Source organism: Streptomyces sp. TM32 (genome assembly GCF_004122755.1).
GTDB classification, from domain to species: domain Bacteria; phylum Actinomycetota; class Actinomycetes; order Streptomycetales; family Streptomycetaceae; genus Streptomyces; species Streptomyces sioyaensis.
Genome location: NZ_SDIG01000036.1, coordinates 1 through 17,335 on the forward strand (window position 1 = coordinate 1; position 17,335 = coordinate 17,335).

Annotated in this window: 35 protein-coding genes; 28 read left to right on the forward strand and 7 right to left on the reverse strand. The window is 69.1% G+C overall.

The window, feature by feature from the left end:
- The 11 genes from EST92_RS31320 to EST92_RS11525 form a co-directional block, all read left to right on the forward strand.
- A partial coding sequence (locus EST92_RS31320; RefSeq protein ID WP_161981731.1) for a hypothetical protein occupies positions 1 to 408 on the forward strand: 408 nt, incomplete at its 5' end.
- A complete protein-coding gene (locus EST92_RS11480) occupies positions 405 to 1,148 on the forward strand; it encodes a hypothetical protein (RefSeq protein WP_129280833.1) in 744 nt (247 codons plus the stop codon). The genes EST92_RS31320 and EST92_RS11480, both read left to right, overlap by 4 nt.
- Before the next feature lie 190 nt (positions 1,149 to 1,338).
- The gene (locus EST92_RS32110) at positions 1,339 to 1,506 is read left to right on the forward strand and encodes a hypothetical protein (RefSeq protein WP_254068774.1); all 168 of its coding nucleotides are present in this window, start codon (positions 1,339 to 1,341) and stop codon (positions 1,504 to 1,506) included.
- Positions 1,503 to 1,853 carry a helix-turn-helix domain-containing protein gene (locus tag EST92_RS11490; protein WP_129280834.1) on the forward strand — a complete coding sequence of 117 codons (351 nt, stop codon included), beginning with the start codon at positions 1,503 to 1,505 and terminating at the stop codon, positions 1,851 to 1,853. The genes EST92_RS32110 and EST92_RS11490 overlap by 4 nt, the downstream gene beginning before the upstream one ends.
- A complete protein-coding gene (locus tag EST92_RS11495) occupies positions 1,850 to 2,854 on the forward strand; it encodes a methyltransferase (protein WP_129280835.1) in 1,005 nt (334 codons plus the stop codon). The genes EST92_RS11490 and EST92_RS11495 overlap by 4 nt, the downstream gene beginning before the upstream one ends.
- On the forward strand, positions 2,851 to 3,153 hold the full coding sequence (locus tag EST92_RS11500) for a hypothetical protein (protein ID WP_129280836.1): 303 nt from the start codon (positions 2,851 to 2,853) through the stop codon (positions 3,151 to 3,153). The genes EST92_RS11495 and EST92_RS11500 overlap by 4 nt, the downstream gene beginning before the upstream one ends.
- A complete protein-coding gene (locus tag EST92_RS11505; RefSeq protein WP_129280837.1) occupies positions 3,150 to 4,472 on the forward strand; it encodes a DNA cytosine methyltransferase in 1,323 nt (440 codons plus the stop codon). The genes EST92_RS11500 and EST92_RS11505 overlap by 4 nt, the downstream gene beginning before the upstream one ends.
- Entirely contained in the window at positions 4,472 to 4,705 is a 234-nt protein-coding gene (locus EST92_RS11510) for a LuxR C-terminal-related transcriptional regulator (RefSeq protein ID WP_129280838.1), read from the forward strand. The genes EST92_RS11505 and EST92_RS11510 overlap by 1 nt, the downstream gene beginning before the upstream one ends.
- Before the next feature lie 108 nt (positions 4,706 to 4,813).
- A complete protein-coding gene (locus EST92_RS11515) occupies positions 4,814 to 5,074 on the forward strand; it encodes a hypothetical protein (protein WP_129280839.1) in 261 nt (86 codons plus the stop codon).
- On the forward strand, positions 5,067 to 5,381 hold the full coding sequence (locus tag EST92_RS11520) for a hypothetical protein (RefSeq protein WP_129280840.1): 315 nt from the start codon (positions 5,067 to 5,069) through the stop codon (positions 5,379 to 5,381). The genes EST92_RS11515 and EST92_RS11520 overlap by 8 nt, the downstream gene beginning before the upstream one ends.
- A gap of 65 nt (positions 5,382 to 5,446) precedes the next feature.
- Positions 5,447 to 6,043 carry a hypothetical protein gene (locus EST92_RS11525; protein ID WP_129280841.1) on the forward strand — a complete coding sequence of 199 codons (597 nt, stop codon included), beginning with the start codon at positions 5,447 to 5,449 and terminating at the stop codon, positions 6,041 to 6,043.
- 166 nt (positions 6,044 to 6,209) lie between these two features.
- On the opposite strand, the gene EST92_RS11530 is transcribed toward EST92_RS11525, so the two are convergent.
- Positions 6,210 to 6,473: a hypothetical protein gene (locus EST92_RS11530; RefSeq protein WP_129280842.1), complete on the reverse strand. Its 264-nt coding sequence runs from the start codon at positions 6,471 to 6,473 to the stop codon at positions 6,210 to 6,212.
- 158 nt (positions 6,474 to 6,631) lie between these two features.
- Between EST92_RS11530 and EST92_RS11535 the strand changes: the two genes are divergently transcribed.
- The 10 genes from EST92_RS11535 to EST92_RS11580 all read left to right on the forward strand — a co-directional run bounded on the left by EST92_RS11535 (position 6,632) and on the right by EST92_RS11580 (position 10,864).
- Positions 6,632 to 6,931 (forward strand): hypothetical protein, encoded by a 300-nt coding sequence (locus tag EST92_RS11535; protein ID WP_129280843.1) that lies wholly within the window; start codon positions 6,632 to 6,634, stop codon positions 6,929 to 6,931.
- A gap of 34 nt (positions 6,932 to 6,965) precedes the next feature.
- A complete protein-coding gene (locus EST92_RS11540) occupies positions 6,966 to 7,349 on the forward strand; it encodes a hypothetical protein (RefSeq protein WP_129280844.1) in 384 nt (127 codons plus the stop codon).
- A gap of 373 nt (positions 7,350 to 7,722) precedes the next feature.
- A complete protein-coding gene (locus tag EST92_RS11545) occupies positions 7,723 to 7,911 on the forward strand; it encodes a hypothetical protein (protein WP_129280845.1) in 189 nt (62 codons plus the stop codon).
- 10 nt (positions 7,912 to 7,921) lie between these two features.
- A complete protein-coding gene (locus tag EST92_RS11550) occupies positions 7,922 to 8,371 on the forward strand; it encodes a hypothetical protein (protein ID WP_129280846.1) in 450 nt (149 codons plus the stop codon).
- Positions 8,372 to 8,430: 59 nt separating this feature from the next.
- Positions 8,431 to 8,703 (forward strand): hypothetical protein, encoded by a 273-nt coding sequence (locus tag EST92_RS11555; protein ID WP_129280847.1) that lies wholly within the window; start codon positions 8,431 to 8,433, stop codon positions 8,701 to 8,703.
- Positions 8,704 to 8,888: 185 nt separating this feature from the next.
- On the forward strand, positions 8,889 to 9,110 hold the full coding sequence (locus tag EST92_RS11560; protein WP_129280848.1) for a hypothetical protein: 222 nt from the start codon (positions 8,889 to 8,891) through the stop codon (positions 9,108 to 9,110).
- A complete protein-coding gene (locus tag EST92_RS11565) occupies positions 9,107 to 9,823 on the forward strand; it encodes a hypothetical protein (protein WP_129280849.1) in 717 nt (238 codons plus the stop codon). Before EST92_RS11560 ends, EST92_RS11565 begins: the two co-directional genes overlap by 4 nt.
- Positions 9,824 to 9,837: 14 nt before the next feature.
- Positions 9,838 to 10,077 carry a hypothetical protein gene (locus EST92_RS11570; protein WP_129280850.1) on the forward strand — a complete coding sequence of 80 codons (240 nt, stop codon included), beginning with the start codon at positions 9,838 to 9,840 and terminating at the stop codon, positions 10,075 to 10,077.
- Entirely contained in the window at positions 10,074 to 10,496 is a 423-nt protein-coding gene (locus EST92_RS11575) for a hypothetical protein (protein ID WP_129280851.1), read from the forward strand. Before EST92_RS11570 ends, EST92_RS11575 begins: the two co-directional genes overlap by 4 nt.
- A 2-nt stretch (positions 10,497 to 10,498) precedes the next feature.
- Positions 10,499 to 10,864 (forward strand): hypothetical protein, encoded by a 366-nt coding sequence (locus tag EST92_RS11580; RefSeq protein WP_129280852.1) that lies wholly within the window; start codon positions 10,499 to 10,501, stop codon positions 10,862 to 10,864.
- Positions 10,865 to 11,004: 140 nt separating this feature from the next.
- On the opposite strand, the gene EST92_RS11585 is transcribed toward EST92_RS11580, so the two are convergent.
- Together EST92_RS11585 and EST92_RS11590 are read right to left on the reverse strand one after the other, a co-directional pair.
- Positions 11,005 to 11,526, reverse strand: a complete 522-nt coding sequence (locus EST92_RS11585; RefSeq protein WP_129280853.1) for a hypothetical protein — start codon at positions 11,524 to 11,526, stop codon at positions 11,005 to 11,007.
- 203 nt (positions 11,527 to 11,729) lie between these two features.
- Positions 11,730 to 11,924, reverse strand: a complete 195-nt coding sequence (locus EST92_RS11590) for a hypothetical protein (RefSeq protein WP_129280854.1) — start codon at positions 11,922 to 11,924, stop codon at positions 11,730 to 11,732.
- Between the two features lie 150 nt (positions 11,925 to 12,074).
- Between EST92_RS11590 and EST92_RS11595 the strand changes: the two genes are divergently transcribed.
- From EST92_RS11595 to EST92_RS11610, 4 genes are all read left to right on the forward strand, one after another.
- The gene (locus EST92_RS11595; RefSeq protein ID WP_129280855.1) at positions 12,075 to 12,359 is read left to right on the forward strand and encodes a hypothetical protein; all 285 of its coding nucleotides are present in this window, start codon (positions 12,075 to 12,077) and stop codon (positions 12,357 to 12,359) included.
- Positions 12,360 to 12,376: 17 nt separating this feature from the next.
- Positions 12,377 to 12,619 carry a hypothetical protein gene (locus tag EST92_RS11600; RefSeq protein ID WP_129280856.1) on the forward strand — a complete coding sequence of 81 codons (243 nt, stop codon included), beginning with the start codon at positions 12,377 to 12,379 and terminating at the stop codon, positions 12,617 to 12,619.
- A 57-nt stretch (positions 12,620 to 12,676) separates the two neighbouring features.
- Positions 12,677 to 13,018 (forward strand): hypothetical protein, encoded by a 342-nt coding sequence (locus EST92_RS11605; RefSeq protein ID WP_129280857.1) that lies wholly within the window; start codon positions 12,677 to 12,679, stop codon positions 13,016 to 13,018.
- A gap of 160 nt (positions 13,019 to 13,178) precedes the next feature.
- Positions 13,179 to 13,517, forward strand: a complete 339-nt coding sequence (locus EST92_RS11610) for a hypothetical protein (RefSeq protein WP_129280858.1) — start codon at positions 13,179 to 13,181, stop codon at positions 13,515 to 13,517.
- A gap of 45 nt (positions 13,518 to 13,562) precedes the next feature.
- Here the strand turns inward: EST92_RS11610 and EST92_RS11615 are convergent, their stop codons facing one another.
- Positions 13,563 to 13,850 carry a hypothetical protein gene (locus tag EST92_RS11615; protein ID WP_129280859.1) on the reverse strand — a complete coding sequence of 96 codons (288 nt, stop codon included), beginning with the start codon at positions 13,848 to 13,850 and terminating at the stop codon, positions 13,563 to 13,565.
- Between the two features lie 296 nt (positions 13,851 to 14,146).
- Here EST92_RS11615 and EST92_RS11620 point away from each other — a divergent pair, with 296 nt between their 5' ends.
- Positions 14,147 to 14,935 (forward strand): hypothetical protein, encoded by a 789-nt coding sequence (locus EST92_RS11620; RefSeq protein ID WP_254068775.1) that lies wholly within the window; start codon positions 14,147 to 14,149, stop codon positions 14,933 to 14,935.
- A 50-nt stretch (positions 14,936 to 14,985) separates the two neighbouring features.
- Here EST92_RS11620 and EST92_RS11625 read toward each other — a convergent pair whose 3' ends face one another.
- From EST92_RS11625 to EST92_RS11635, 3 genes are all read right to left on the reverse strand, one after another.
- Positions 14,986 to 15,402, reverse strand: coding sequence for an NUDIX hydrolase (locus EST92_RS11625; protein ID WP_129280860.1), 417 nt, complete (start codon positions 15,400 to 15,402; stop codon positions 14,986 to 14,988).
- Entirely contained in the window at positions 15,399 to 16,034 is a 636-nt protein-coding gene (locus EST92_RS11630) for an NUDIX domain-containing protein (protein WP_129280861.1), read from the reverse strand. Before EST92_RS11630 ends, EST92_RS11625 begins: the two co-directional genes overlap by 4 nt.
- Positions 16,035 to 16,151: 117 nt before the next feature.
- Positions 16,152 to 16,394, reverse strand: a complete 243-nt coding sequence (locus EST92_RS11635) for a hypothetical protein (protein WP_129280862.1) — start codon at positions 16,392 to 16,394, stop codon at positions 16,152 to 16,154.
- Positions 16,395 to 16,607: 213 nt separating this feature from the next.
- On the opposite strand from EST92_RS11635, the gene EST92_RS11640 reads away from it, so the two are divergent.
- Together EST92_RS11640 and EST92_RS11645 are read left to right on the forward strand one after the other, a co-directional pair.
- The gene (locus EST92_RS11640) at positions 16,608 to 17,054 is read left to right on the forward strand and encodes a hypothetical protein (protein WP_129280863.1); all 447 of its coding nucleotides are present in this window, start codon (positions 16,608 to 16,610) and stop codon (positions 17,052 to 17,054) included.
- Positions 17,051 to 17,248, forward strand: a complete 198-nt coding sequence (locus EST92_RS11645) for a hypothetical protein (protein ID WP_129280864.1) — start codon at positions 17,051 to 17,053, stop codon at positions 17,246 to 17,248. Before EST92_RS11640 ends, EST92_RS11645 begins: the two co-directional genes overlap by 4 nt.
- Positions 17,249 to 17,335 lie beyond the last annotated feature (87 nt).

Sequence of the window (17,335 nt, forward strand, 5' to 3'; positions counted from 1 at the left end):
GCCCCACACCCCAGCCCCGTAGAGGAGGGCGGTGGTGGCGGAATCGTCCGCGGCGAACCGTCGGCGGAGGCCGGGCAGCAACGGCCTGACGGCCTCCACACCATCCCAGATGACTTCCATCTGAACGACACGATGCGCCGCTGGGTCGCCGCCACTTTCCCCGGGCTCGACCCCGACTTCGAGACCGAGCAGTTCATCTCCCACTTCCGCGCCGAAGGGCGCCGCAAGCGCAACTGGCACGACGCCTGGCAGAAGTGGATCCGCGACTCCGCGCAGTACGCCTCCAAGCGCCAGCGCTCCACGGGCAACGTCTTGCAGTTGCCGACCGGCCAAACCCTGTCCGGCACGGATGCCCGTGTCGCCGGCTGGCTGTCGCTGCCTTCCGACTCCGAACAGGAGATCTCGTGACTCCCGACGAAGCCCAGAAGCTTCTCGCCGCGTGCGCTGCTTTCGACAACCGGCAGCCCAGCCAGGTCGCCAAGCGGGCTTGGGCGATGGCTCTGCGGGACATTCCGCTCGACGACGACGCGTTCGCCGCGGTGGCTCGCTACTACGGCACTCCGCCGAAGGACCCGGGCCAGCGGCTGTGGATCCAGCCGCACGACGTCCGGTCGATACGGCGGACGATCCGCTCCGAGCGGCTGGAGCATTTCCAGTACCAGCCCTTGCCGGACGAGACGCCTCGCGAGTTCCTGGCGCGGCTGCGTGGCCAGCAGAACGCCATCGCATCCGGCCGCGTCGCTGCCCCGACGAGCAGCGCGGCGCTTACCGGTGGTCCGCACCGCGACGTCCTGAAGGAGCTGGAGGGCGTGGGGCGTTCGGTGCCGGACTCTGATGAGGAGGCGCTCGCCGACACGGTGCGTCGCGCTGGACCACTGGGCATCGAGTGCCCGCAGTGCAAGGCGGCGATTGGCCGGCCGTGCAAGACACCGGGCGGTAGCCGGAAGCAGCCGATGGGCAAGCCGCGGGCCACCCCGCACTCTGCCCGCCTCGCCGCCGCGTCCGGGCGGCCGACTACGGACCCCGCGCAGCGGGCTCGTGAGGAGGAGCGGCGCCGTGAGGCGTCCCGGCTGGCGCTGGCCCGTATGCAGGCCGACGAGGACATCCCGGACGCCGAGGTCGTCGAGCACGACGACGCGGCCTCCTGAGCGACAGCACACCACCGCCCTGCCAAAGCGATCACCCAAGGAGTTTCTGATGAGCCTTGTTTTCGGTGTCCCGATGCCTGCGGAGCTTCGTGCTGGCCGCAGGTCGCAGCATCCGGCGCGCGCGGTGCCGTGCCCGCACTGCGGCGCGCAGCCCGAGCGGCCGTGCACCAGCCCAAGCAAGCGCCGGATCATGTCGGACCCGCACCCGCAGCGAGTCTCCAACTGGGCGCAGGCGAAGGCGTGCTGCCCGGAGTGCCAGGTCGAGCCCGGCGTCAGCTGCCACAAGGACGGTCGGCCGCTGCGCAACGGTGACACCCACGCCCGCCGTAACCGCGAGGCCATGGAGGTGGCGGCATGAACGTCCGCCCCGACATCGCCGCGCTGATCTACGACGGCCACACCGACACGCACATCGCCAGGCGTCTCGGCTGCCACCGGTCCACGGTCCACCGCGCCCGGCAAGTTCTCGAGCGGAAGCTCCAGGACCCGCTGCAGCGCCTGTACACCGAGGGACTGCCGACGGGCCGGGTGCGGGACTACGACCGTCGCCGCCAGCCGACCAGTGCAGCCCAGGCCGCCGCCAACCGGCGAGCCCTTGAGGAAGCGCTCCGTCCCGCGCCGAAGGCCACGGTCCGCGACCTGACCGCCTACTCCGAACTGCACGCCCGCCGCGCCCACAACCGCACCAGGAAGGAAGTCGCATGAAAGTCAGCGCCGAGATCATCGACGCTCTGCAGCAAGCTGACATTGACGGCCGGCGTCTGGTCCTGACCGGGCCTCGAATGCACCCCACCATGTACCAGCGCGTTAACGAAGTCCTTGAGGCAGTCGGGGGCCGCTGGACGAGGAACCAGGGCGCCCACGTCTTCACGGTTGACGCAGCTGACGCCATCGCCCCGGTCATCGCCACCGGTCAGGTTGTGACACTGCGCGAGAAGCGAACCGACGCCCAGTACTTCCCCACTCCGTCCACTGTCGTCACGCGGCTTGTCGACCTCGCAGACATCCGGTCGGGCATGACGGTCCTTGAGCCGTCAGCGGGATCTGGTGCCATCGCCACCGAGGCGGCAGCCCGTGGTGCGATAGTCGACTGCTTCGAGCGTGACCCCGGCTATGCCGCCGTGCTCGCCGAGACTGGCGCCGCACGCGACATCCAGGTCGTTGACTTCCTGACCGTGCCGCCTGAACCGCGCTATGACCGGGTGGTCATGAACCCGCCGTTTACTCGGCAGGCCGATGTCGCCCATGTCCAGCATGCTCTGCAGTTCCTCAAGCCGGACGGGCTCCTGGTCTCGGTCATGTCGCATGCCGTCACCTACCAGCAAGGGGCCGCAGCGACGTTCCGCAGCCTTGTCGAGCAGCGAGGTGGGCGCGTTGAAGCACTGCCCGAGAGGGCTTTCACCGCGTCTGGCACTGGCGTGAGCGCCATCCTGGTGTCCATCCCGGCCACGCGCCTAGCCGATGCGCGGCCCGCGACCTGGCCGTCCTGTCAGCGGACTGCCGCGCCGGAGGCTGAGCAGTTCAGAGATCCGGCGGAGATTGCACAGGAGATCGCGAGCAACCTCCGCGAGGCGATGGACATCATGGACGCCCTTGCGCGCGACCTTGCCCGACCTGACGGACGCCAGGCCAAGGTCACTGACCTCCCGCTGCCTGCCGAACCGTTCGGACAACTGTCCTTCGGGAGCCTCGGGGAGGCGTCGTGATCCAGATCCTGCCCATCGGCACCCCCGTGTGGGTTGCCCAGGCTGCCCGCCCGGACGGCATCCGCCGCGCCCTCGCGGGTGACGGCGTGGTGACGTCGCTGCTGTGCTGCACGGCCTGCCATGACCGGTGGCTGGCCGGCCGGCATGTCACCCCGGCCCTGCATCGGGCGATAGCCGCATCGTGCCGCCAGCCGGCCGGGTACGTCGCGACGGTCCGCGGATTGCCGGTCACGGTCACCGCGGGCGACGACACCGTGCTCGCCGTGCCGATCACGTCGGACGAGCGGAGCGCGGCATGAGCGACAAGCTGATCGTGGACGGATTCGCCGGACCAGGCGGCTGGTCCGAGGGCTTGCGCATGCTGGGCCTCAGCGACATCGGCCTGGAATGGGACGAGGCCGCATGCAAGACCCGGAAGGAAGCCGGGCACACGACCGTCCGCATCGACATCGCCACATTCGTCGTCGCCCGCATCATCGGCAAGACCTGGGGCTTGATCATGTCCCCGCCCTGCACCAAGTTCTCCACCGCGGGCAACGGCGTCGGTCGCAAGTTCATAAGCGTCCTGGCCGACGGCATCCGCCGCATGATGCGCGGCGAGGACTGCCGGCAGGAACTGCGCGACCAGATCTACCCGGAAGCGCTCGCCATCCGGGAGGCCGCCAACCAGGCCCGCAAGCCCGACAAGCAGTGGCCGCAGGCGAAGGTTGAGGCCGCCGCCATGGAGGACACCATTGCGACGGTTCTCGTCGTCGAACCGGCCCGGTTCCTGTACGCGCTGATCTGCGAGCGGCCCCACGATCTGGGTGAGCCCCTGGAGTGGGTGGCGTTCGAGCAGGTGCCGTCCGTCCTGCCGCTGTGGGAGGTCTACGCAGGGGAGTTGGAGCGTCTGGGCTGGTCGGTGTGGACGGGCAAGGTCAATGCGGCGAACCATGGTGTGCCGCAGACGCGCACTCGGGCCGTGCTCATCGCCTCATGCGTGCGGAAGATGACCGGGCCGACGGTCACCCACAGCCAGACCCGGCAGGAAGCCGATCTGTTCGGCGACTCGCTGCCTGTCTGGGTCACGATGGCCGAGGCGCTGGGCTGGGGGGCGACGGACCGGCCTGTGCCGACGGTTACTGCGGGCGGCGGCAAGACGGGCGGCGCGGAGCCGTTCCCCACGCGGGCCCGGCAGCTGCTGCTGGATGCCCAGGAGCGGGGGGCCTGGGTGCTGCACACCAACCGGGACCAGCGCCCGGATGGCAGCAGGCAGACCGCGGACCCTGCGGCTGCCCCAGCGCCTTCCCTCACCTCGAAGTCCGGCGGCCAGTGGGTGCTGAAGCGGCCGGCTACCACAGTGTGCGCCACCAACCGGCTTTCTCCGCCCGGCCACCGGGACCGGAACCCTGGTGGCGAGAGCCAGTTCGCCAGCCCCGACACGGTGCGCATCACTGTCCAGGAGGCGTCGATCCTCCAGTCGTTCCCGGCTGACTATCCGTGGCAGGGCACGAAGACCAAGCAGTTCGAACAGGTCGGCAATGCTGTGCCGCCGTTGCTGGCTGCGCACCTGGTGTCGGCTGCCACGGGGATTCCGATGCCGGCTGCTGATCCTGGCGGGCTGGAGGTGGCGGCCTGATGCCCCGGGTCCTCGACGGCCACTTGAGCCGCGGCCAGTTGGCGGCTCTGCTGCTGACGGCGAACGGGCTCACCAGCCGGCAGATCGCCAGCGAGCTCGGCACGACGGAGTCCGGGATTCACCAGCGCGTGAACGAGGCGACGCATGCGTTGGGGGCCCGGTCTCGGACTCATGCGATTGCGATCTGCATTGCCCGCGGCCTGATCGCTGTCGACGACATCGCCATCCCGTGAAGCGCTGAGCGCCCGCCTGAGCCCCGCAACCAACCGCGGGGCTCCCGCTCCCCACTTCCACCCTTCGAGGCCGAGAGACGGCCGTACAGCCCCATTGGAGACGCATCCATGACCCACCGACAGGAAACCCCTGCCACGGCCACCAGCGGCCCGCAGAGCGCCGAACAAGCCCCCGGCGGCCCGCAGAGTGCCGACGCCCACGACAGGCCGCCCTGCGCCCACACGGAGCCGCCGCACATCCGCCAACTCCGCGCCGAACGCGACCTCCTCGCCCGGACCGTCGCCGTCTACACGATGCGGTCCACCGCCGACGTCCTCGCCGAAACTCGAGAAGCGCTGGCAGACCTGGAGGGGACCGACCGTGCCTGAACTCCTCCTCGCCGCAACCGCCCTGGGAGCTGGCTATGCCCTCGGCCGTCTCCGCCTCGGCGAGCGCGCTTTCGACTGGGCAGACCGGACCATCGACCGGCCCGAGGTCACCCGCCGGACCGTCCGCTGGTGGCTGACGCAACCGGTGTTCGCCGTCGTCATCCTCGGCCTGTTCATCACCGCGCCCCGACGGACCGCCCACCAGTGGCGCCACCGTCACGACCCGCCACCCCCGCTCGGTACCGTGCCTGTCTTTGACACTCAGTGGGCGGCCAAGCGTGGCGGCAAGGAGGCCGACCGTGCCTGAGCCCCTGCACCTCGCCGCCCTGGCTGCCGCGGTCATAGCCCTCGCCCAGATCAAGGAGATCCACCGTGACCGCCACTGAACCGAACCGCGACTGCCTGGCCTGCGAGGCTGGCATCCCCCACACCGAGCACTGCCCCACCCCCGAGACGCACAACTGGGGCTGCGGATGCCCCACCGACGAAGCCCTGCGCGAGCAGTACACGCAGACGATCATCCGGGCCTGCCCGGACGACCTGAACGAAGATGATGCGCGCGAGGTCGCTGACGCCGTGCTCGCCGTCCGCGACCGCCGCATGGAACAACTCGCCGCCGGCCGCGCGACATGGAAGGCCAAGGCCGAGGAGATGGAACGCGACCGGAACCGCCTCGCCACGCAGGTGGATCAGCTCATCTCGCGACTTGGCAAGTACGCCAACCGCGGTATAGCTAACGGGGAGCGTGCCGGGGAGGCCGAGGCCACGCTGGCTCGGGTCCGCGAGTTCGTCGTCGACATGCGCGACTGGTGCTCACCCCGCGGCATCGCCGCCGACTACGCCGACCGACTCCTCGCCGTCATCGACCAGCCCGAGCCCTACGACGAGTCGACCCATCGGCCGCAGGTGGCAGACCCGTCTCCCGCAGGCCACAGCGCCGCCGACCCGTCCGGCGGGGGCACGGCGTGAGGGCCATCTGCGCGCTGCTCGCCGGCCTGTTCGCCTACGTCGCGCTCGGGCCGGTGATGCACCCGGTGCGGCTGGAGATACGGGCGCCCGCGGTGGACGGCCGGCCGTGAGCGGGGCGCGAGTGAGCCGCACGCTGCAGGGCGGCGTGCGGCTCGGGCGGGGCCGCTCAGGCGTCGGGCTTCTTCTGGGCTTCGCGGCCGACGGTGGGTGCGCGCTTCCGGTCGGCGCCGACAGCTCTCGCGATGCGGCGGAAGTACTCGTCGGAAAGGCCGGTCAGCTTGGCGAGCTGGGCGGGTGTGGCGCCGGCCTTCAGGTCCTGCGCGGCTTGTTCGCGGATCGGGTCCTTGAGCTCGGCGAGGGCGTCGTGATGGCGCTTGTGGCGGGCGTAGAGGCGGGCGGCTTCTTCGGCTGGTGAATAGTCGGTGGCCATTCCTTCATGTTCGCACAACGTGTTGGCCACCGGAAAGGCCACCTTGATGGAGACGACTAAAGAATCATGGAGGCCAACATAATGGCCTCTTGCGTGGCCAACAAGTTGGCCATAAGGTGGAGTCATCGCCAAGCGCACCAACCGCAGGGGAGACGGACATGGACCGCATCGTGATCGACCAGAGCAAGATCCGCGTCGACGAGTCCATCAAGGCGAAGATGAAGCCGGGGTCTGAGTTCCCTCGCCCGCTCTCGTGGTGGCAGAAGTTTGTGCCCTGCTGGCTGGACGCGTCCGAGGATGCGAGCGGGCACATCGTGCTCGCACCGAATGGTCGACGGGCTGATGGCCACGTATACGAGCTAACCCCTGCGATCCGCCGACGCGAGATGAAGGCTGCGGCTCGCTTCCTCAGCGAGCGTCTGTACCTCGACTTCTCCGACGCCGCCACTGCCGAGTGACTTGACCAATTCGCACCGTCCGATGGGGGACTCCATGCACCGCACCGTCGCCACCATCCGCCGCACGATCGCCGCCGCCCTGACCGCTGGCCGGACCCTCCGCTACACGGCTCTCTCCGGCGAGATCGCCGCCCTGGTCGCCACCGGTCGGCTGGTGCGCACCGGTGACGTCCTGGATCGGCTCGGCGCCGATCTGCCCGACGGTCAGCGGTCGTGGTACGGCCGGCACTGTGCCAAGGCCTTCCGGGCGGCTCACGGCGGCGCGGACGCGATCCGGGTGTGGGCGCAGCACCGCACCACCGGCCGCTGGATCCACCAGCACGTGTACGCCCCCGCCGACCCGGCCCTGTACGCCGGCCTCGCCAGCTACAAGGCGACCCGCCATCTCGTCCAGGCGCAGTTCGCGGAGGCGGCTTAGCCACCTCCGCCGCCCAGTCCATTCACCCCAAAGGAGTTTCCGTGACGCAGGCACACATCGATGAGTCCCAGCAGCGTGAGAACGATGCCTGTCTGTGGGGCATCCGTTGCGCGGATGGCTACGTCATTCACCTCGATACCAAGGCGAGTCGCGACGCCTGGGCGCAGAGGCTCCAGGAGGAGGCCGGGCTGCCTGGTCGCCGGGTCCCGGTGGCTCTTCTGAGGCGTTCGGTTCCGGCAGGTGAGTGGGTGGTCGAGCGGCCTCTCGCCCGCCCCCATGGCTGAGCCCGGCCCCTGGTTCGTGGCTGTCCCAAGCCCCCGTGGGCGGCCACTGCTCCTGTCTCCCCGCCCGCTCTACCCCGAAGGAGCCCGCCGTGGCTGACATTCGCATCTATCCCCGTGCTCTCCAGGTCGGAGACGTCATCACGTCGGACCCCCGCCGCGACTTTCCTGTCCGTGAACTGGTCATCGACGAGTACGGCGACATCACCATCAACCCCGGAACGCGAGACAAGGCCTTCATCAGCGCCGATCAGACCGTCACCATCCGTCCTCGAGCCTGAAGGAAGGGCTATGCCGATCTACCTCCCGGCCCCAACGCCGACCAACGGAGGCCCTGACGGGCAGGGCTGGACGCGCATGTCGATTGCCTCCATGGGCGGGCTCTCCTCGGATCAGTGCGCCCTGCAACCCCGCGATCTCACGCACTTCTGGGAGTCGCTGGACACGCGGCGCGCTCGGTACGGCGGCTACGGGCCCTGTATCAGGGCTGGGCGCTGCGACGACTGCCCCGTCCTGCGGCGCCCGCCTCGGACTCTGGACGCCCTGACGGACCGGGTACTGGTTCGCGTCGACCATCCCGATGGTCGGCCGTATCTGATGAATCGGCCCGAGGACGGCTGGGCATCCCTTGCGGCCCGCTGGACGTGGAGCGAACTGGCCAGCATCTCCGGCTGGGAGATCGGCCGAACCTTTCGCGACGAGCACGGCCGCTGCTTCTGGCTCACTCGCTGCGACCCCTGACGCAGCCTCACTGCTGCCCTCCCGCTTCCCACCCGCTCTACCCCGAAGGGGGGTCCGCTATGGATCTGTTGAACGTCCCGACCGACGCCACGACGCTCGTCTGCACCAGTACCGTCCGCTCCGCCGGCAAGAACCTTGCCGTCACGACCACCCGTCGTGGCCGCTGCTACGAGACGGTCATCCTCGACTGCCACGCTGACCGCCGCCACCACGCCAGGGGGGTCGGGGAGTGGCTCATCAACGTCATGCATCGCACCGCCTACACCCGCGTCGAGGCGATGGAGACTCACCAGGACGCCCTTCACGCCGCCTGCTTCGAGGCCATCCGATGACCTCCCCGGCCCCGCGGCCTGTCCCTTCGTGGCCGGAACCGTCGATACGGGAGACGGCTCGCCAGGACCGGGACTACTGGACAGGGCGCGAGTACGAGCACGGCGACGAAGAGCTGGACGAAGCCGCGTAGCCATAGCCCCCCGCCCCGGTCTGGGGCGGACCACCCACCTCGAGGAGACACACCGTGACCACTTCATTGGAGCAGGCCGCGCAGGCCGAGGCTGACGCACGGGAGGCAGTTTTCCGGGAGCGGAACCTGCCCGCCATTGACCGCCTCATCCGAGCCGTCCGCCGGCACGACGCCGAGTTGGTCCGTGCCTATCGGGACTCGCTTCCGTTCGACGGAGAGGCAGCCGCTGCCATGAGCCTCGTCGCCACCCACATCGACCCCAAGGAGCAGTCGTGAGCAGCACCACTGCCGACGAATACGCCGGGCATCACCGTCACTGCTACATCCGCGAGGGGCAGCACTGCTCCTGCGGGCGGCAGATCCCTGGCGTCTACGCCGACCGCCCGGCCTGCACCTGCCTCGGGCTCCCCATGGGCAAGGGGCAGGAGTGCCACGCCCATCAGCTGCACGAAGCCGGGCCGAGGCGGCCCCGGCCAGAGACCACGCTCGACGTGCAGCAGCCCGAGCCGGTGACCATGTTCCGCCTGGACCCGGCCGAGGGCGGGGCCTTCGACCTGACCCTGACCACCTGGACCGAACGCGGCTACGAGTGGGGTGTGTTCCGCCTCGACCCGCGTATCGCCTCCGCCTTCAAAGCCGCGGTGAGCCGCGAGATGGCTGAGGTGCCGTCGCCCCCGCCCCTCACCTGGGACGATCTCATGCGCACCGGTCGGGAGATCGGCTGCGCGATGAGCGTTAACGCCGACTTGCCGGCCGTGCTCGGCCCGGCCCTGTCCACACTCCTCACCACCGACATCCAACGCGTCGCCGCCGCCGAGACGTTCGCTGCTATCGCCGTCGATAACGGGCCGGATGTGGCCCGCGCCTGGATGGTCGACAAGATCCCCTACCTCGGCGACGAAACCCCACTCAGTGCCATTGTTGCTGGCCGTGGGCAGGAAGTCCTCGCCGCCGCCCGTGCCTATGCCCGCGGCGACCACGCCAACTAGCCCGAAGGAGCACCATGACCGCCCAGCCGACCATCCGTGACGACGTCGTCGCCGTCATCGCCCGCGACACCACGCTCCCCGTCGACCAGGCGTACAGCCTGGCGGACGCGATCCTCACCGAGGTCACCAAGACCGACCGGCTCATAGACCAGGACAAGGTCTACCACGTCATCGAGACCGACTGGAACGACAGCAACGACGAGTACGCGACGTTCACCGTCTACGCCCAGCCCGAGGCCGAGGAGATCCGTTGAGCTACCCCGAGTTGCTGACCGCCGAAGAGAAGCTGGCTGACGCCAAGCATCGCCTCAACACCCCGACCGTCGTCACCATCTGCGGCTCCACCCGCTTCATGGCGGAGATGGCGGACGCCGATCGCGAACTGACCTGGGCCGGCCGCATCGTCATCAAGCCCGGCTGCAACATGAAGGAGAAGCACCCGCTGTGGGCCGACCCGGCCGAGGCCGAGGCGGGGAAGCAGCGCCTGGACGACCTGCACCGGGCGAAGATCCGCCTGGCCGACGAGGTGCTCGTCGTCGGGGATTACATCGGAGACAGCACCCGCGCCGAGATCGCCTACGCCCGCGAGCTGGGCAGGCCGGTGCGGTTCACCCATCCCGACGTCGACCCCGGCGAGGCGCACGGCACCCCGATCACCGAGGAGGAGCAGTGACCATGCCCGACCCCCGCGCCCGGCTTCTCGCCGAGCACCGCCAGCGCATCGCCCACGAAGGCACCGGCATCCCGCCGCGATGGGCCGACCTGTCCGACCAGGATCAGCGGATCCTCACCGGCGAGGCCGAGGAGTGGCTGCGTGCTGCTGTCGAGGCCGGCCTCGCGCCCCTCGCCGACCGGCCCACCGATAAGCACGACGCCGTCTGGCTCGACGACGAGGGCTGGCTGTGGGGCGAATACCAGACCAGCCCGCCCTCCCACGGTGACGCGATCCTCCGACTCGTCTGGGAGTCCGACGAGTGCAGTTCGAAGCGGGAGCTGGAGGAGCAGGGCGTCGAGTTCCGGCTCATCGGCTGGTCCCAGTGACCCTCACGGGCGCTGATATACCCCGGCCCCCGTGGCCCGCGGCGGCCCCCGCCCCGTCCCGGGCGGGGGCCGATTCGTGTGTCAAGCCGCTACCGTTCCGCGGCGTCCGTAGCTTCCACGGGGGCTTTGTCGCTCCAGGGTCAGCTGATCCCGACCTTCGACAGGGCTGTGGTCCAGTTGGTGGCGATGGCGCTGCGTGCGGCGTCGAGTTTGACGGTGCCGTTGCACACGGCGACCTTCAGTTTGTTCTCCACGGAGTCCTTGCTGGCGGCCGGCTTGTTGCCGTAGCGGGGCTCGGGCCACAGATTCTTCGGGTCGCGGGGTGCGCCGCCCAGTTCGAGGGGGACGAGGTGGTCTTCCTCGTAGTCGGCGGTCTTCGTGTCGGGGTAGCCGTACTGGCCGATCTGCTTGATCTTCAGCGGGGTGGTGTAGGAGACCGGCGGGCGAACAGTCTTCGTCCAGCCCGGCACGCAGATCGTCGACTTGATCGTGGACTGGGTGACGGCTGGGTTGTAGGCGCCCGGCTGGCATTTGGCGTCGGGCAGCGGTAGGTGGGATCGGGAGCAGGTCGCCGCGTGGGCGCTGCCGGTGGCGAGGACGAGTCCTGCGGCGGTGAGCGCGATGGCGGTGGTCGCTGAGGCGAGTCGTTGCGTCGATGGCATGGAGGGGCTCCGTGGGGGGTGGGCCCGGCAGGGTCCCGGGCACTTGACGCCATGTCACCAGCAGCACGGTCTATGCGGGTAGAGGGCGGTTGGTGAACAACAGGTATCCATGCCGATTTCTGACCACCAAGTGGTCGTCCCTTGGGCAACCGCTTGCGTAGAAGCGGGGGTTGAACGACGAAGCACGCCCGGCAGTCGGCCTCTTAGCCCTCCGCCGGCAGTCGACGTGCCAGGTTCCCGGCCAGGTGTCGTGCGGCAAACGCGCCGTCGCCGTTGCTGTCGGTCAGGAGCTGCAGAAGCTCCACTGCGGCCTGCGCCTCGCGGAGCGTCAACAACGGCATGCGCTCCTCGTCCACGTCCCCCACGTTGTCGATCATTCCGAGCAGGCGGTCATCCATGTCGCTCATGGGCTGGCAACGAGCCGCTGGCCCGAGGGTCACACCTAGGAGTGGATCATGCCTATGGCATATGCGTTCGGGCCGAAGGGGATCTATTGCGCTACTGTGCACCGTGCATCACGAATGGCATATCCACATCGGGAGGGCGGCATGAGCACCGAGCCGTGGACTATCGAGAGCATCTGCCAGGCGCTTGGCAACCCGGCGATCTCGAAGAAGTTCCTCGCCGAGATCAACAAGGCGCCGGCACACGAGCTCCTGGCCGTCTTCGCCCGCTGGGAGCGCATCGCCAAGGACACCGTCGCCGCCGTCGAGCGCGGACGGGAGATCGCCGCCGCCGAGGCCCGCGGCGAAGACCCCACCGCCGACTGGCCCGACCTGACCGACCGTGTTCGCGCCGCAGTCCAGGGAAACGCGTCACGCAACGTCGCATGATGTGACAGTCTGCATTCGTGTATGAACTCCGCTGCGACCCCACCGTCACCGCCATCTGGGACAGCCTCCCCGACGCAGCCCGCACCCGCCTCGCCCACGCCCTCATGGCCGTCTGCGAAGACCCCATCGCAGCCACCCAGCCCTACGGCGTCGACGACGGTGTCACCAGACAGCTCATCCTCGACGACACCATCGCCGTCCTCCTCGTCACCGCGGCCATGAAGCGCGTCCGCATCCTGCAGATCAACCACCTCGGGTAGACGCGCCCCGGCACGCCTTCGCTCGCCAGTTCGAGCAGCGGAGTAAACTCCCGCAGAGTGAGCACCGACTTCCCCGACGATCTCGTACAGCTGCAGCGCGACCTCCACGCCACCACCGCTGACCTGAAAGCCTTTCTCGACCAGCACCCCGGCTCGCCCGAGCCCACCGACGGCTGGACCGACCGGCCCGGCGAAGGCTACTGGCGCGACCGGCAGCGCGAGCCCTCGCCCGGCTGGAGCGACGACGACAAGGCCCGCGAGCAGGAGCTCCGGCAGCAGCTCCTCGACCTCATCGACCAGGTCCACACCCACCCCTACTGGGAAAGCCTCACCGGGCCCGACCTCGTCAAGGCGCGCATGAAGCTCAAGCACGTCGACGACGAGCCGGACGAAGGCTGACAGGACCCGCTGGAAGCCTCTGCCCGATCCTGGGCGGGAGCCTCGTTGCGTTGGCCAGCGGAAACGGACTACAGGGGGAACGCTGCGCGCGGAATGTGCCACCCTGTGCCCAGGCGCGGGGCCTAGCCGCGAGGAACGCGGCAGCACAGATAGGCCCACCATGCCCATCGGCAGGATCAACGCCGCCAAGTTCATCGCCCGTGAGCTACCCGCGCCCTTCGAAGAGCTGCTCGGCGGCGAGAACTCCCACCAGGTCTTCAACACAGCCCACGCCCACTGGTGCACCCCGCTCGGCTACAGCATCCCCTGGCGCGACTGCTACGACGGAGCGGACATGCTGCCCATCCCACAGAAAGCCAGGCTCTTCCTCGACCCGGCCGGCCAGCCGCTTCCCCCGCCGAGCCACCTGCGCGGGCGCGAGCTGGCCGAAGTAGAACAGGCGATCCGGCACGCCGTGTGGGCGGAGCGGGAAGCACGCCGGCTCAGCGTCGACCACTAACAGTCGAGGCCCCGCCCTTGAAGGCGGGGCCTCTCTGCGGGTCTTTCAGACCGTCACTGCATCCTCCCGCAGGAACGTCGCCGGGCACTGCCGGCAATACAGCGATCGCGCCCAACGCTCCCGCGCCGCCTCCGCCGCAGACGACAGGCGAGAGAACCAGAAGCCCACCCCACCGCCGCCGGCCAGCAGCATGAGCCCAGCCGCCCCCTCGCCCATCACCAGCAGCACAACACCCAACACGACTGCACCGACCGGCAGCAGCCACTGCGCCACATACTCCGGCGGCTCACCGTACTTGCCGCGCAACGGCGACTCGCCGGGCAGCGACGCCACGAACTCCAGTAGGTGCAGTACCTGCCCCGACCCCTTACACCGCGGACACGCCAACGCCATCGCAACCCCTCCGGCCAGAAGGACGACAGCCTGCCAGCGGAACCGACGGTTCGGCAGAGGCGCGAAGGGGCGAACATCGGCGCGGGCGCGCTTGAAGGAGGCGGCGCGGCCCCGTCTCCAACGCGACGCCTTGCGCGCCAACGCACCCCCGAGCCGACAGCGGCCGAAAGCCGCCGCGTCAACCCGATCACCCCCGGGGAGCATCAGCGCGGCACCAACACCCAGGGGGGAATCAAGTGGCCTTCAAAACCGAACGCATTGTCGCCGCCATCAGCGACATCCCACGACAGATCCTCAACGAACTCCCCAACAAACTCGAAGCAGCCGTCTCAGGACTCCGAGTCGCCGTCGAAACCACCCTCACCGCAGCGCAGAACGCACGCGACTCCGCAGCCGCCGCCCACGCCCGCGTCGACACCATCCACAGCGAACTCCAAGCCCTACGCGACGACGTCCGCCAACCCAAGACCGACCACGGCAACACGCGGCTCCTCGCCGAATTCGCCAGCCTCCGAGCCGCCGTCGAAGGCTGGCGCGCCGAGGCCGCCGCCTTCCGCGCCGACAAGCCCACCGAAGCCGCCGAGCCAGAACCAGCAGCCGCCGCAGGACAGCCGCCAGCCCAACAGGCAGACACTGAAGCCGACGACTTCGAGCAGCTCCTCACTCAAGCCGCAGGCACCGCCTACGCCGAGATCACCTGCCACCGCGACCACTGGGACTTCCTCATCGCCCAGTCCAGCAGCGGCCAGCACTTCCGGCTCCCCGGAGCCGTAGACGAAAGCGACGACGGACTCATCACCGCCGACATTTCCGGCCGTACCCTCATCGCCGCCCTCGACGCGCTCTGGAAGACTCAACACGACGCGGCAGCCGACCCCGGCACCCGACACCTCGCCGCCATCATCTACCAGCGCATCGGCCAAGCCCTGAACGCCGTAGCCAACGACACCACCGCTTGCCACGCTCCACGACCCGACGTCACACGCATCATCATCGACGACCGGCCGCCAGCCCAAGGCAGCTGACACGGCGAAACCCCGCCCCCTTAGGGGCGGGGCTCCCGCGCGTTTAGGGGCTACTCGGCCCGCGTCAGTTCGCCGTCGAGGTACTCCTGCACCGGCTCGAACAGGCCGTAAGGCACGTAGTCAGCGATCTCGGCGTGTGCCACCCAGGCCACCTCAGCCAGCTCCTCCTCGTCGGCGACGTGCGCCTCGCCGGAAATGGGGGCGCAGGCCGTGTACGACATCAACCGGCCGGTCTTCGGGTGCACCCGCTCACCGAGGAGCTTGAGTGCCTCCACGGTCAGCCCGGTCTCCTCCTGGGTCTCGCGGACGGCCGCCTGCTCCGGGGTCTCCCCGTCCTCGATCGCACCGGCCGGGAACTGCCATATGAGTTCCCCTTCCTTCACGCGGCGTCGAACCATGAGCACGCGGTTCTCGTGCACGATGATCCCGGCGCTAACACCCGGCTGGTCGGCGGGCTGGTCACTCATGAGGTTCCCTCCAAGGCCGCTATCACCGGCGGATAGATCGAATCGAGCTGGATGAACTTCGTCAGCTGGGCGATCGGCACCCAAGCCACGTCCAGGTTTTCGACCGTGTCGACGTTGCGAGCATCGCCGGCCAGGTATTCGCAGAGCTGATAGTCCGCCAAGACCCCCGTCGTCGGGTGGACTCGACTACCCAGATGCTTACGCACCGAGCAGTGAACTGCCGTCTCAGCGAGGGTTTCCTGCACTGCAACTGCACTGCCGCTGGTGCCGGGTTTCATGACGCCGGCTGGGAACTGCCACCGAAGTGTGTCCTCGCCGCGGCGGCACGCCAGCAGTACCTCGTCCCCGCGCACCACCACGGCGATCGCCACGCGCAGAGCCTGTGTCTGTACCTCGGCGGTTTGCCGGTAGAGCACGCCGAAGCGCCGCTGTTCGGCGGGAGTTACCCGCTCAAGGGCGGTGTCGAGGGCTCGCTGTATCTCCCGGCGCGGCACGATCGCGGGGTCCGCATGCCACGCGGCAACGGTCCGGACCGCCACGCCCAGCGCCCGGGCGAACTCCTCATTCGTCGACCGCATCGCGGCCTGCAAGGCGACCGCATGCCGACCGCTCCACACATCAATCACGTCCACGTGGCCCCGCCCCGTCGTGATTCACACCTGCACTACAACTGCCGCTTCAACTGCATCACCGGCTCATGGTTGGCCAGGTTACGCAGGCGTTGACTCGATGACATGGAGAACGCCGACTCAAACGCCGCGGGAAATCTGTTCAGCTCGCTGAGGGGAGACGCTGCCCATGACTTCGCCGACCTCACGCCAGGTCTTGCCTTCGTCTTTGAGCCTTCTGGCGCGACGCTGACGGACTCCCCTGATGGTGTCCTCCCACTCCTTGCCGGCAAGGAGGATGCGCTGGTGCTGCTCGGCGGTGTCCTCGATGGCGTCGAGGGCAGCTGCGATAGCTGCGAGTGGTTCGTCCAGCGGCGTCGTCATGTCCTGACTGTAATTGCGCGGCCGACACGATTCAAGCTCTGGCTTGACGCGGACTCCGGTGAGGGTCTAGCTTCAAATCAGAGCTTGAAAGCGCGGCTCACTCCTACCGGACTCTGTCCGCGAGGCGCGCGCACAACTGAAGACGGGCCGGACACCGCGACTCCTACATCGCAGGCCGGCCCTGACCACCAGGCACCTGCTAGGGAGACCCTGATGGCTACACGCCAGCTTACCGGCGTGCGTACCGCCCTTGACCAGCGGTATGCCGTGAACGCCGCCGAGCACCACCCGGTCCGCACCAACGGCACGATCACCATCCTCGTCCGTGGCCAGCAGGTCACCGTCGACTGTCCGCCGTGGTGCACCCGCCCGCACAGCGAGGTGTACCGGTCGCTGGAGGACGTCTCGCACCACAGCGACGCGATCTCCCTGACCGCCCCGAGCCACCAGGGCGTCGAGCAGGTACTGACCGCCCGCATCTCCAGCTGGCCCTTCGCCGGCGACCCGGCCACCGAGCGCCCGTTCGTCGCGTTCGACGCAGTCGGCGACGAGGTCGCCCAGCTCACCCCCGAGGCCGCTCTCGCTGCGGCCGACCAGACCATCGCTCACGGCTACGCGCTTCGCGCCCTGGTCGGGATCATCTCCGGGGGTGCCCAGTGAGCGCCCCCACTGCCCCCGCCATGTCGGCCGCGGATATCGCCGCGCATGAGGCCGGCTCGTATGTCCGCCCTCGCCCGGCTGCTCGCCTGGCCGAGTCCCTGGGCGACGCCGATGCGGCCCGCCGTTCGTCGTCGGTGACCGCGCTCCGCGGCAAGACCACCGTCGCCACCGCCATCGAGTTGGCTGCGGCCTGATGCCGGCCGAGCCTGAGCCCCGCCACGACCGGGCCGATACCCCGCCCGCGTTGCCGCCGCTCCCTCGGCGGACTCCCGGCGGATCGC

What these genes read in the sequence shown, in the direction of transcription:
- EST92_RS11535 (WP_129280843.1), top strand. Translation starts at nt 6,632, where the DNA reads ATGGACCGCATCGTGATCGACCAGAGCAAGATCCGCGTCGACGAGTCC.
- EST92_RS11570 (WP_129280850.1), top strand. Translation starts at nt 9,838, where the DNA reads ATGACCGCCCAGCCGACCATCCGTGACGACGTCGTCGCCGTCATCGCC.
- EST92_RS11580 (WP_129280852.1), top strand. Translation starts at nt 10,499, where the DNA reads ATGCCCGACCCCCGCGCCCGGCTTCTCGCCGAGCACCGCCAGCGCATC.
- EST92_RS11550 (WP_129280846.1), top strand. Translation starts at nt 7,922, where the DNA reads ATGCCGATCTACCTCCCGGCCCCAACGCCGACCAACGGAGGCCCTGAC.
- EST92_RS11585 (WP_129280853.1), bottom strand. Translation starts at nt 11,526, where the DNA reads ATGCCATCGACGCAACGACTCGCCTCAGCGACCACCGCCATCGCGCTC.
- EST92_RS11540 (WP_129280844.1), top strand. Translation starts at nt 6,966, where the DNA reads ATGCACCGCACCGTCGCCACCATCCGCCGCACGATCGCCGCCGCCCTG.
- EST92_RS11515 (WP_129280839.1), top strand. Translation starts at nt 4,814, where the DNA reads ATGACCCACCGACAGGAAACCCCTGCCACGGCCACCAGCGGCCCGCAG.
- EST92_RS11495 (WP_129280835.1), top strand. Translation starts at nt 1,850, where the DNA reads ATGAAAGTCAGCGCCGAGATCATCGACGCTCTGCAGCAAGCTGACATT.
- EST92_RS11595 (WP_129280855.1), top strand. Translation starts at nt 12,075, where the DNA reads ATGAGCACCGAGCCGTGGACTATCGAGAGCATCTGCCAGGCGCTTGGC.
- EST92_RS11490 (WP_129280834.1), top strand. Translation starts at nt 1,503, where the DNA reads ATGAACGTCCGCCCCGACATCGCCGCGCTGATCTACGACGGCCACACC.
- EST92_RS11530 (WP_129280842.1), bottom strand. Translation starts at nt 6,473, where the DNA reads ATGGCCACCGACTATTCACCAGCCGAAGAAGCCGCCCGCCTCTACGCC.
- EST92_RS11625 (WP_129280860.1), bottom strand. Translation starts at nt 15,402, where the DNA reads ATGAGTGACCAGCCCGCCGACCAGCCGGGTGTTAGCGCCGGGATCATC.
- EST92_RS11635 (WP_129280862.1), bottom strand. Translation starts at nt 16,394, where the DNA reads ATGACGACGCCGCTGGACGAACCACTCGCAGCTATCGCAGCTGCCCTC.
- EST92_RS32110 (WP_254068774.1), top strand. Translation starts at nt 1,339, where the DNA reads ATGTCGGACCCGCACCCGCAGCGAGTCTCCAACTGGGCGCAGGCGAAG.
- EST92_RS11555 (WP_129280847.1), top strand. Translation starts at nt 8,431, where the DNA reads ATGGATCTGTTGAACGTCCCGACCGACGCCACGACGCTCGTCTGCACC.
- EST92_RS11505 (WP_129280837.1), top strand. Translation starts at nt 3,150, where the DNA reads ATGAGCGACAAGCTGATCGTGGACGGATTCGCCGGACCAGGCGGCTGG.
- EST92_RS11610 (WP_129280858.1), top strand. Translation starts at nt 13,179, where the DNA reads ATGCCCATCGGCAGGATCAACGCCGCCAAGTTCATCGCCCGTGAGCTA.
- EST92_RS11640 (WP_129280863.1), top strand. Translation starts at nt 16,608, where the DNA reads ATGGCTACACGCCAGCTTACCGGCGTGCGTACCGCCCTTGACCAGCGG.
- EST92_RS11590 (WP_129280854.1), bottom strand. Translation starts at nt 11,924, where the DNA reads ATGGATGACCGCCTGCTCGGAATGATCGACAACGTGGGGGACGTGGAC.
- EST92_RS11510 (WP_129280838.1), top strand. Translation starts at nt 4,472, where the DNA reads ATGCCCCGGGTCCTCGACGGCCACTTGAGCCGCGGCCAGTTGGCGGCT.